Consider the following 8,788-nt stretch of genomic DNA (forward strand, 5'->3'; position numbering starts at 1 on the left):
CAACCGACAGCACGCTCTTACGAATGATCGTGTTCATCAGGGGTCAGCTCCTTCAAGGGGGTAGACACCCACCGCCAACAGGGGAAACGGCGTGCGGGTGCGAGCACCTCGTCCGGCGCTTTCAACACAAGGGGGGAAAGTCTTAGGTCGGCGGCCTACAAGCCGGGGGGCTCGTGGCGCCGGGACTGTGTGTAACGACCGCCGGGCCGGGCCCATTCCGGGGCTGGCCCATCCGACAGGCACCCTGTTCTGGTGTGCTGGTGCGGTCGGTCGGGAGTCTGCAACGACCGCGCACCTCGCGGGCATTCCAACCCCGGCCGCGCTGCCAACCCGCGGGGACGGGACCTGGCGGGCCGGTGGTGCTGCGATCGTCAGGGTATGTAACGACCCCCGGCCCGCCACGATTCCACCCCACGAATGCAGCCGGTCACAACCCACAAACCCCCGATACCGGACACCCAGCACGAGATCACCGGGCGTTCCGGCGTCGGATGGGGCCGGTTCGGGGGGTTGATCGACTCGGTATCGGCGATATCGGGGCATCCGAGGGCCGTAGCCACCGCGACATCCGCGATATTCGCGATATTCGCGATATTCGCGATATTCGCGATATCCGCGATATCCGCGATATCCGCGATATCGAGTCGATCACCCCGAGCCAGGCGATCCGGAGGGCAAGGTGGTCGATGAGCGGTATACCTCAGAGGCATATGTATGACTCACAGGTATAACGCTCACCCCACCGACCGCCCGTGAGGGCGGGCTTGGCCCCCTATCCACCCCAAGGATCGAGCGGACCCGGCGACCAGCGACGAGACGGGCCCGCAGCGCCCAGCGCAGGATCGCGGCTGACCGTCCGGCGGCAAACCGGGGATGCGGGCGGCTCCCAGATCACCCACACCGGGCCACCCACGGCAGCGGGCACCTGGCGGAATCATTCGCCGCAGCGGTCGGTCGGCGTCAGGTGCCCAGGTAGCTCAGGTGCCCAGGTAGCGCAGCACGGCGAGGATCCGACGGCTGTAGCCGGCGACGTCGGCGAGGTCGAGCTTGTCGAAGATGGCGTTGACGTGCTTCTCCACCGCGCTCTGCGACACGTGCAGCCGCTGGGCGATGGCGGCGTTCGTGTGCCCCTGGGCCATCTCGTGCAGCACGTCCCGTTCGCGCGGGGTCAGCCGACCGAACGGGTCCGGCCGGTCGGAGCCGGCCACCACCTGACGAACCACCTCCGGATCGAGCGCGGTGCCTCCGGCGGCCACCCGGTCCAGTGCGTCCAGGAAGTCGTCGACCTGGGCCACCCGGTCCTTGAGCAGATAGCCGACCCCCTCGGGCCGGTCCGCGAGCAGGCGGCCGGCGTACCGTCGCTCCACGTACTGGGAGAGCACCAGGACGGCAGTGGTGGGCCAGCGCCGGCGGATCTCCAGGGCGGCGCGTAACCCGTCGTCGGTGTGCGTGGGCGGCATGCGGACGTCGGTGACGACCACGTCGGGACGGGACCGTCCGACCGCCTCGACCAGTTCGTCGGCGGTACCGACCGCCGCGACCACCTCGTGGTCCTCCTCGGCGAGCAGCCGTGCCAGGCCCTCCCGGAGCAGCGTCGAGTCTTCGGCGAGCACTAGCCGCACGGCAGCTCCGCCAGCACGGTGGTCGGGCCGCCGGCCGGGCTGGTCACCCGTAGGCGGCCGTCCAGTGCCGCGACGCGTCGGGCCAGCCCCGACAGGCCTCGGCCGGTCGGGTCCGCGCCACCCACGCCATCGTCGTGCACGCCCATCCGGACCCACCCCTCCCGTACCCCGATCTCGACCGTGACCAGGGTAGCGGCGGCGTGTTTCGCGGCGTTGGTGAGCGCTTCGCAGGCCACGAAGTACAGCACCGTCTCGATCTGCCGCTCCGGGCGGACCGGCAGCTCGCAGCGGATCCGCACCGGCACCTCGGAGCGGTGGGCGACCATGGCGAGCACCTCGCCCAGGTCGCTGCCGTCCAACGCCGACGGGTAGACCCGCCACGCCACCTCGCGCAGCTCCTCGACGGCCCGCTGCACGTCCTCGTGTGCCTGGGCGAGCAGGGCGGTGGTGGGGTCGGCGTCGCGGGCGCGCCGGGCCCGGCCGAGCAGCATGCCGAGGGCGACCAGCCGCTGCTGGAGGCCGTCGTGCAGGTCTCGTTCGATACGCTGCCGTTCGGCGTCGACCGCGGCGATGACCCCGGCCCGGGTGGTGGTCAGCTCGCGGACCCGCTGCGCCAGCTCCGCCCGACTCCCCGGGCCGAGCAGCCGCCGGGCCAGCCGGACGTCGAGCGCGGCGACAGTAGCGAACGCCTGGACGTTGAGCAGCAGCAGTACCGCGCCGACGGCGACCTGGGCAAGCGCGTCGAGGAGGGTCAGCTCGCCGCGTACCGCCGCGCGCAGCACGATCCCGGCCAGCACCACGCCGACGCCCAGCACGGCGTACGCCAACAGGCCGAGCACGCCGGGCAGCAGCCGGGCCGCCAGGTAGCCGATCTGCCGCCGGGTCGACGCGCCGTTCGGCGCGGGCAGCTCACCCGCGGTGAGCAGACCGGACAACCGGCAGCGCTCCACGCGCACCAGCTGTACGGCGTACCGCCTCGTCAGGTCGGTGACCCGCGGGCCGGCCGCAGGCGCGAGCGCGGACCCGGCGAGCGCGACGGCCGCGACGGCCAGGAAGACCAGCTCGACGGCGGCGGTCGCGGCCCCGGCGGCGACGCCGACCGGCAGCCGGAGCCCCTCCCACCGCCGGCCGGTCCGCCGCTCCCCCACCACCATCTGACGTCCTTCCGCACCGGGCCCGCCCGGCTGCCGGCCTAGCGCTCGTCCGAGGCCCACGATCCGCCACGGTAGAGGGTGCCCCGACCGTCCGGGTCGGGTACGCCGCGCTGGTCCAGGCCGTCGAGGCCGGCCGGCTCGGGGTTCCGCGCGGCGCGGCGGGCCCGCAACACGCGGGACCCGACGAACCAGGCGACGGCCGCCACGCAGGCCACGATCACCACGTTCTGGAGCACCCCGACGTACCCCTCGACGAGGTGCCAGTTGTCGCCGAGCAGGTAGCCGGCGAGCACGAAGGTGGTGTTCCAGATCAGGCTGCCCAGCGTGGTGTAGAGCAGGAAGGTGCTCACCGGCATCCGCTCCACCCCGGCCGGGATGGAGATCAGGCTCCGGAAGATCGGAATCATCCGGCCGAAGAAGACCGCCTTCACGCCGTGCCGGAGGAACCACGCCTCGGTCCGGTCCACGTCGCTGAGCTTCACCAGCGGCAGCCGGGCCACGATGGCGCGCATCCGGTGCCGGCCCAGCGACGCGCCGATCAGATAGAGCGCCAGCGCGCCCAGCACCGAGCCCAGCGTGGTCCAGAAGATCGCACCGATCAGGCTGATCCGGCCCTGCGCGGCGACGAACCCGGCCAGCGGCAGGATCACCTCGCTGGGGATCGGCGGGAACAGGTTCTCCAGCGCCACCGCCAGGCCGGCGCCCGGCCCGCCGAGTCGTTCCACCAGGTCACTGACGTAGCCGACCATTCCGTCCTGGGGCGGTTCGGCCGCAGCGGCGGGGGTTCCGGTGGCGAGCACGGCGTGGGACGTTCGAATCATGCCCCCACGCTACGAAGTGTTCCTGAGAGTCGACCATGAGGTGGACCGCCCGGGGGCGCGGGTCGACCACAGCGGTGAGGGTGTGGAGAACCGCACCCCGCCACGGCTCGCGATGGCGCAGCCGCTGTGAATATCCCCCCACCGGTCGGGTGGCCAGCGCGAAAAACAACCCCACCGCTGGCGCACCCTGCTCACCCTTCGCGCGGCCGACGCGACACCCGACCCGTGCGTCGGCGCGTACGCCCGGGTGATTCGTGCCGGCCGGGTGACGGAGGGCGACGCGGTCACGGTCGGCTGACGCCCGCCGGCGGAGGGGCTCCGCGGGGCTCGGTCCTCGGCTGGGCTACGCCTCGCGTGGCCGGAGACCGCGCAGTGCCGTGTCGACCACCTGGTCGGCGTACTCGGAATTCAAAGGGCCGGTGCGCTGGAGCCACCGGTTGAGGACCGGGCCGAACAGCATGTCGACGGCCACGTCGAGGTCGATGTCCTCGGCCAGCTGGCCCGCGCGTTGGGCGGCGCGCAGGCGGTCCTTCTTCAGCTCCCGCATCGGCTCGTCCAGCCGCTTCGCATAGTCGGCGGCCAGGGCGGGATCGTGGACGATCTCGGTGTGCAGGGCGCGCATGGGCTGGTCGTAGCGCGGATCGTTCAGCTCGACGACGGTGGCCCGCAGGACCAGTTTCAGGTCGGCTGCCAGGTCGCCGGTGTCGGGCAGGGCACCGGTCCGGCCGTCGTCCCCCTCGGTGGTGAGGGCGAGGAAGGCGTCGAACAGCAGCGCACCCTTTGACGGCCACCAGCGGTAGATCGTCTGTTTCCCGACGCCTGCGGCGGCGGCGATGCCCTCGATGCTGAGTTTCGCGTATCCCACCTCGCCGACGAGGTCGAAGGCGGCGGCGAGGATGGCCCGCCGCGCCGTCTGGCTGCGGCGGCTGGCGTCGGGGGCTACCTGCTTGGGCACGCGACCAATCTAGCAAGAAAAAGACGAGACGGTCCGTCTTGACAAGCGGCTCCGAGCGGGTAGGGTCAGGCAACAACGAGACGGGACGGTTCGTCTTACATGGCGGAAGGAACCTCATGGAAACCTCAGGCACTGCCGCATCCCGGGTCTGGTTCATCACCGGGGCCAGCCGTGGCCTCGGCCGCGCCTTCACCGAGGCGGCGCTCGCCGCCGGTGACCGGGTTGTCGGCGCCGCCCGCGACGTCTCGCCGCTCGACGACCTCGCCGCCCGACACCCCGGCCGCCTGCTGACGCTGCGCCTGGATGTCACGGACCGCGCGGCCGTCTTCGACATTGTCGGTCAAGCCGTCGAGCACTTCGGTCGACTCGACATCGTCGTGAACAACGCCGGGGGGCTCTTCGCCGGCATGGTGGAGGAGTTCACCGAAGCCGAGGCCCGGGCCCAACTGGACCTCAACTTCTTCGGCCCGCTCTGGGTCAGCCAGGCCGCCCTGCGGACGATGCGGGCGCAGGGCCGCGGCCACATCGTGCAGATCTCCAGCATCGGCGCGCTCGGCGGTTTCCCCAGCACCGGCCTCTACAGCGCCAGCAAGTTCGCGCTGGAGGGCATGAGCGAGGCACTCGCCGCCGAGGCCGCCGGGTTCGGCGTCAAGGTCACCATCGTCCAGCCGGGCGGCTACTGGACGGACCTCTACACCAACAGCACGGCGACCACCCCGAACCCCGCCTACGACCCGCTGCGCGCGGAGTTGGAGAAGCAGTGGGCGGAAGGGTCGATCGACAGCGAACCACGGCTCGCCGCCGAGGCGCTGATGACGCTGGTCGCCAGCGACGACCCGCCGCTGCGGCTACTGCTGGGCAGCATGGTCTACGACCTCGCCTTCGACATCTCCCGCCGGCGCATGGACACCTGGGCCGGCTGGGAAGAGGTGAGTCGTCGGGCGGAGAAGGCGGTCCCGGCCCCGGTGGCCGAACTGACCTGACCGCTGCCCGATGAACACGTCGCGGATCGCGTTGGCCAGGGGCATGTCGTACGGCTCGGGCAGGATGGGCCGCATGGGCCCACTCCCCGCTCGACTGTCCGTCGTGACCCTGGCCGCGCGCGACATCGGCGTGCTGCGCTCGTTCTACCGATCGTTGGGCTGGCCCGAGCTGCCGTCCAGTGACGACGGCTGGTCGGCCTTCCTGCTGGGTGGCGTCCTGCTCGCGCTCTATCCGCTGCCGGACCTGACGGCCGAGGCGGCGCCCGGCGTGTCCGATCCGGCCGGCGGCTGGTCCGGCGTCACGCTGGCCTGCAACGTCGACAACCGAGCGGAGGTCGACACGGCCTTCGCCGCGGTCGTCGCGGCCGGCGCGACAGTGGTGGCTGAGCCGACCGACCGGTCCTGGGGTGGGCGCTCGGCCTACATCGCCGACCCTGAGGGTAACCGCTGGGAGATCGCCTGGGCGGGCACGGCCCGCTTCGACGAGCGCGGCGCCCTCATCTCCTTCGGCTGAGTCCTGTCTGCACGGTCAGCCGGCGTCCAGCACCTCACGCAGCCTCGCCGCGAACTCCTCGGGCTTGCCCGCGTAACCGAACTCACCACCGAGGAAGCCACCGTGGTGGCTGGGGAACACCACGGCCTCCTGGCCGAGCAGGGCCGCGGTGCCCAGGGCCGTACGGGCGGTGTACGTCCCCGCCGACTCCTCACCGACCGCGATCACGATCCGGGTCGGTGCGGCGGTGAGCCGGCCCCCGTCGGGGCGGTAGTCAGTGATCGCCCACGAACTCTGCGACAGCAGCGGGTCGTCGCGGGTGCCGTCGTCGTCGGTCGACATGCCGAACATCGCCGGGTCGGGCGTGGGCTGGGTGAAGTAGGCATCAGTGAACTCGCCCTGCCAGGACGTCATGGCGATGAACGCGGCCATGCCCGCGCTGGTGCCCTTCGCCTGGTACGCCTCGTAAAAGCCGGCCCGGGCGCGCTCGGCGGCCGTGGCGTCGGGGAGCACAGCGTTGATCGGCGGCTCGTGCGCCACCAGCGTGCCGACGTCGCCGGGGTGCGTCGCGACCAGTTCGAGTGCGGTCACCGCACCGCCGCTGCTGGCGAACACGTCGACCGGACCGGCGTCCAGTGCCTCGATCAGCAGGTGCAGGTCGGCGGCCTGCTGCTGCGGCGTGTGGTCGGACCGGCCGTCCTTGCGGATGCTGCGGCCCAGGCCGCGAGGGTCGTAGGTGACAACCGTCCGGTCGGTGAAGTGTGGGGCGAGCGCAGTGAAGCCCTCCGCCGTCATCGGCTGGCCGATCATGAGCAGCGCGGGGCGCCCGCCGGACGGCGGTAGCGGGCCGCGGACGTCGTAGACCAGGTCGACGCCGGGTACGGCGAGGGTGTGTGTCTGCGTTGTCGTCATGCCGGTGAGACTACGGCCGCCGCCACCGGATCGGGGTGCTCTGTGCGCGGCCCGGACCGATACCGTCGCGGCATGCCCGAGTTGATCGCTCCGACCGTGCGTCTGCACGCCCCCTGGCTCGATGCGCATGACGAGTGGGGCCCCGGCCCGCACGAGGACGGGTTCGGGCTGCGGCCGTCGGACGAGGTGCGCTCGCCGGACGGGTTCGCGGCCTGGGTGGCGCGGCTGGCGGACCAGTCGGATCCGGCGAGGCCGTTGGACGCTGGCCGGGTGCCGTGCACGTACCGGTGGATCGTCGAGGGTGACCGGGTGCTCGGCGGGATCGCGCTGCGGCACGAGCTCAACCACTACCTGCTGCGCGTCGCCGGCAACATCGGCTACGGCATCCGGCCGTCCGCACGCCGGCGAGGGCTGGCGACCTGGGCGCTGGGGCGGATGCTTGGCGAGGCCCTGGCGCTCGGGCTGGATCGGGTGCTGGTCACCTGCGAGGTGGAGAACGTCGCCTCGGCGCGGACGATCGAGCACCACGGCGGCGTCCTCGAGGACATCCGGGACACCGAACTCGGTGCGGTGCGGCGGTACTGGATCACGCTGTAGGCCGCTGCACGTCAGCCGTGTCGCCGAAGCGACGTAACGTCCAGCGGGCCGGCGGCCACCGGGCGGCGTCGTCCACCGTGGTCCATTCGGTGATCGAGGCCGGGGCCACGTCCAGGTCGAACGCCCGGTAGAGCGGCTGAGCGGCGAGCGCGTGGAACGCGCTTTCGACGGTCTCGGTATGCCCGACCAGGATCACGGTGGCGCCCCGGTGCTGGTGTGCGATCTCCATGATCGCGCGGCTGACGCGGGTCACCAGCTCGGCCCAGCTCTCGTTGCCCTTCTCGAAGGGCCGGAACAGACCCCCACCCCCCGCCGTGTGGTCGGCCCGGAAGCGGATGGTCGGCATCCCGTCGGCGTACGGCGGCGTGTGCCAGGTGCACAGCCCGCAGTCCGCTACTGGGCGGACGCCGAACGCGTCGGCGATCGGCTGCGCGGTCTCGACGGCCCGGCGCAGCACCGACGAGTACACCGCCACCGATCTGTCGGCGGCGCAGTCGCTGGCGAGTCGCCCGGCCAGTCTGCGTGCCTGATCCCGGCCCAGCTCGGTCAGGCCCCGGCAACCATGCGGGCCGCCCACGATTCCCGTGACCTGGTGGACCGACTCGCCATGACGTACGAAGATCAGCCGCGTCCGCATCGGACCATCATGCCAGCGGCGCTGATGGATGTGTCAGTCGTCGCTGCGGCCGGTGGAGAGCGCCCGGGCCTGGGTGAGCAGGGAGTCGAGTTGGGCGCCCGTCCGCGCCGGTAGCCGCTCCCGGTCCACCAACTCGTCGATCCGCTCCCGCAGGTCGGCGATGCGCCGGTCGCGGTCCTTGGACCGCCGGTTCAGGTCGACCAGGTCGTCGCGCAGGTCCTCGGCGGTCTTGCGGTCGATCTCGCCACGGGCCTGCGCCTGGGCGAGCACCGCCGCGAACTCGGCACTGACCGCCCGCAGGCTGATCGGCATCTGCTGGCCGACGGTCCAGGGCACCGAGCTGCCGGGCGGCGAGGACGGTGCCGCCGGCGTCGGCGACTGCGTGGTGGGTGAGGGCACCGGGGTGGCGCTCGACGGCGGATTGGAGGCCTGCGCCGAGCCGGGAGAGTCGGGCGAGTTGAGCCCCTGGGCGAGCAGCGCGCCGAGGCCGATCAGCGCGGCGAGGCCGGTCGCGGTCAGCACGGCGAGGGGTCGCCGTAACCGGCGCTGGCGTGGTGCGGCGCCGACCGGCGCGGGGTGGGGGTGGGCCGCCGAGCGATCGATCAGGGTGGGCG

At 72.1% G+C, this 8,788-nt stretch carries 10 protein-coding genes and 1 pseudogene; 4 read left to right on the top strand and 7 right to left on the bottom strand.

All coding sequences use genetic code 11. The features are described 5' to 3' along the window. Positions 1 to 977: 977 nt before the first annotated feature. Genes KBX63_RS34630 through KBX63_RS34640 form a run of 3 tightly spaced genes read right to left on the bottom strand, consistent with a single transcriptional unit; the run spans position 978 to position 3,597 of the window. A complete protein-coding gene (locus tag KBX63_RS34630) occupies positions 978 to 1,622 on the bottom strand; it encodes a response regulator transcription factor (RefSeq protein ID WP_210918642.1) in 645 nt (214 codons plus the stop codon). Beyond that, positions 1,613 to 2,776, bottom strand: a complete 1,164-nt coding sequence (locus KBX63_RS34635; RefSeq protein WP_247663937.1) for a sensor histidine kinase — start codon at positions 2,774 to 2,776, stop codon at positions 1,613 to 1,615. Before KBX63_RS34635 ends, KBX63_RS34630 begins: the two co-directional genes overlap by 10 nt. 38 nt (positions 2,777 to 2,814) lie before the next feature. Next, positions 2,815 to 3,597 carry a DedA family protein gene (locus KBX63_RS34640; RefSeq protein WP_210918643.1) on the bottom strand — a complete coding sequence of 261 codons (783 nt, stop codon included), beginning with the start codon at positions 3,595 to 3,597 and terminating at the stop codon, positions 2,815 to 2,817. Here KBX63_RS34640 and KBX63_RS36200 point away from each other — a divergent pair. Continuing rightward, the gene (locus tag KBX63_RS36200; protein WP_256443262.1) at positions 3,596 to 3,727 is read left to right on the top strand and encodes a hypothetical protein; all 132 of its coding nucleotides are present in this window, start codon (positions 3,596 to 3,598) and stop codon (positions 3,725 to 3,727) included. The genes KBX63_RS34640 and KBX63_RS36200 overlap by 2 nt on opposite strands. A gap of 213 nt (positions 3,728 to 3,940) precedes the next feature. On the opposite strand, the gene KBX63_RS34645 is transcribed toward KBX63_RS36200, so the two are convergent. Next, on the bottom strand, positions 3,941 to 4,552 hold the full coding sequence (locus tag KBX63_RS34645) for a TetR/AcrR family transcriptional regulator (protein ID WP_210918644.1): 612 nt from the start codon (positions 4,550 to 4,552) through the stop codon (positions 3,941 to 3,943). A gap of 116 nt (positions 4,553 to 4,668) precedes the next feature. On the opposite strand from KBX63_RS34645, the gene KBX63_RS34650 reads away from it, so the two are divergent. After that, positions 4,669 to 5,535: an SDR family oxidoreductase gene (locus KBX63_RS34650; RefSeq protein WP_210918645.1), complete on the top strand. Its 867-nt coding sequence runs from the start codon at positions 4,669 to 4,671 to the stop codon at positions 5,533 to 5,535. A 73-nt stretch (positions 5,536 to 5,608) separates the two neighbouring features. Continuing rightward, positions 5,609 to 6,049 carry a VOC family protein gene (locus KBX63_RS34655; RefSeq protein WP_210918646.1) on the top strand — a complete coding sequence of 147 codons (441 nt, stop codon included), beginning with the start codon at positions 5,609 to 5,611 and terminating at the stop codon, positions 6,047 to 6,049. A 15-nt stretch (positions 6,050 to 6,064) separates the two neighbouring features. Here the strand turns inward: KBX63_RS34655 and KBX63_RS34660 are convergent, their stop codons facing one another. Beyond that, complete coding sequence (locus KBX63_RS34660; protein ID WP_210918647.1) at positions 6,065 to 6,940, bottom strand: alpha/beta fold hydrolase; 876 nt, start codon at positions 6,938 to 6,940, stop codon at positions 6,065 to 6,067. A 72-nt stretch (positions 6,941 to 7,012) separates the two neighbouring features. Here KBX63_RS34660 and KBX63_RS34665 point away from each other — a divergent pair, with 72 nt between their 5' ends. Continuing rightward, complete coding sequence (locus KBX63_RS34665; protein ID WP_210918648.1) at positions 7,013 to 7,537, top strand: GNAT family N-acetyltransferase; 525 nt, start codon at positions 7,013 to 7,015, stop codon at positions 7,535 to 7,537. Here KBX63_RS34665 and KBX63_RS34670 read toward each other — a convergent pair. Next, positions 7,527 to 8,174 (bottom strand): histidine phosphatase family protein, encoded by a 648-nt coding sequence (locus KBX63_RS34670; protein ID WP_210918649.1) that lies wholly within the window; start codon positions 8,172 to 8,174, stop codon positions 7,527 to 7,529. The genes KBX63_RS34665 and KBX63_RS34670 overlap by 11 nt on opposite strands. Before the next feature lie 33 nt (positions 8,175 to 8,207). Beyond that, a pseudogene (locus KBX63_RS34675) lies at positions 8,208 to 8,788 on the bottom strand (serine/threonine protein kinase); the annotation flags it as partial.

The organism is Micromonospora sp. U21 (assembly GCF_018070045.1).
Taxonomy (GTDB): Bacteria; Actinomycetota; Actinomycetes; order Mycobacteriales; family Micromonosporaceae; genus Micromonospora.

Excerpts from the sequence above, each read along its gene's own strand:
- KBX63_RS34635 (WP_247663937.1), bottom strand. The coding sequence starts at position 2,776 with ATGGTGGTGGGGGAGCGGCGGACCGGCCGGCGGTGGGAGGGGCTCCGG.
- KBX63_RS36200 (WP_256443262.1), top strand. The coding sequence starts at position 3,596 with ATGCCCCCACGCTACGAAGTGTTCCTGAGAGTCGACCATGAGGTGGAC.
- KBX63_RS34640 (WP_210918643.1), bottom strand. The coding sequence starts at position 3,597 with ATGATTCGAACGTCCCACGCCGTGCTCGCCACCGGAACCCCCGCCGCT.
- KBX63_RS34650 (WP_210918645.1), top strand. The coding sequence starts at position 4,669 with ATGGAAACCTCAGGCACTGCCGCATCCCGGGTCTGGTTCATCACCGGG.
- KBX63_RS34655 (WP_210918646.1), top strand. The coding sequence starts at position 5,609 with ATGGGCCCACTCCCCGCTCGACTGTCCGTCGTGACCCTGGCCGCGCGC.
- KBX63_RS34660 (WP_210918647.1), bottom strand. The coding sequence starts at position 6,940 with ATGACGACAACGCAGACACACACCCTCGCCGTACCCGGCGTCGACCTG.
- KBX63_RS34665 (WP_210918648.1), top strand. The coding sequence starts at position 7,013 with ATGCCCGAGTTGATCGCTCCGACCGTGCGTCTGCACGCCCCCTGGCTC.
- KBX63_RS34670 (WP_210918649.1), bottom strand. The coding sequence starts at position 8,174 with ATGCGGACGCGGCTGATCTTCGTACGTCATGGCGAGTCGGTCCACCAG.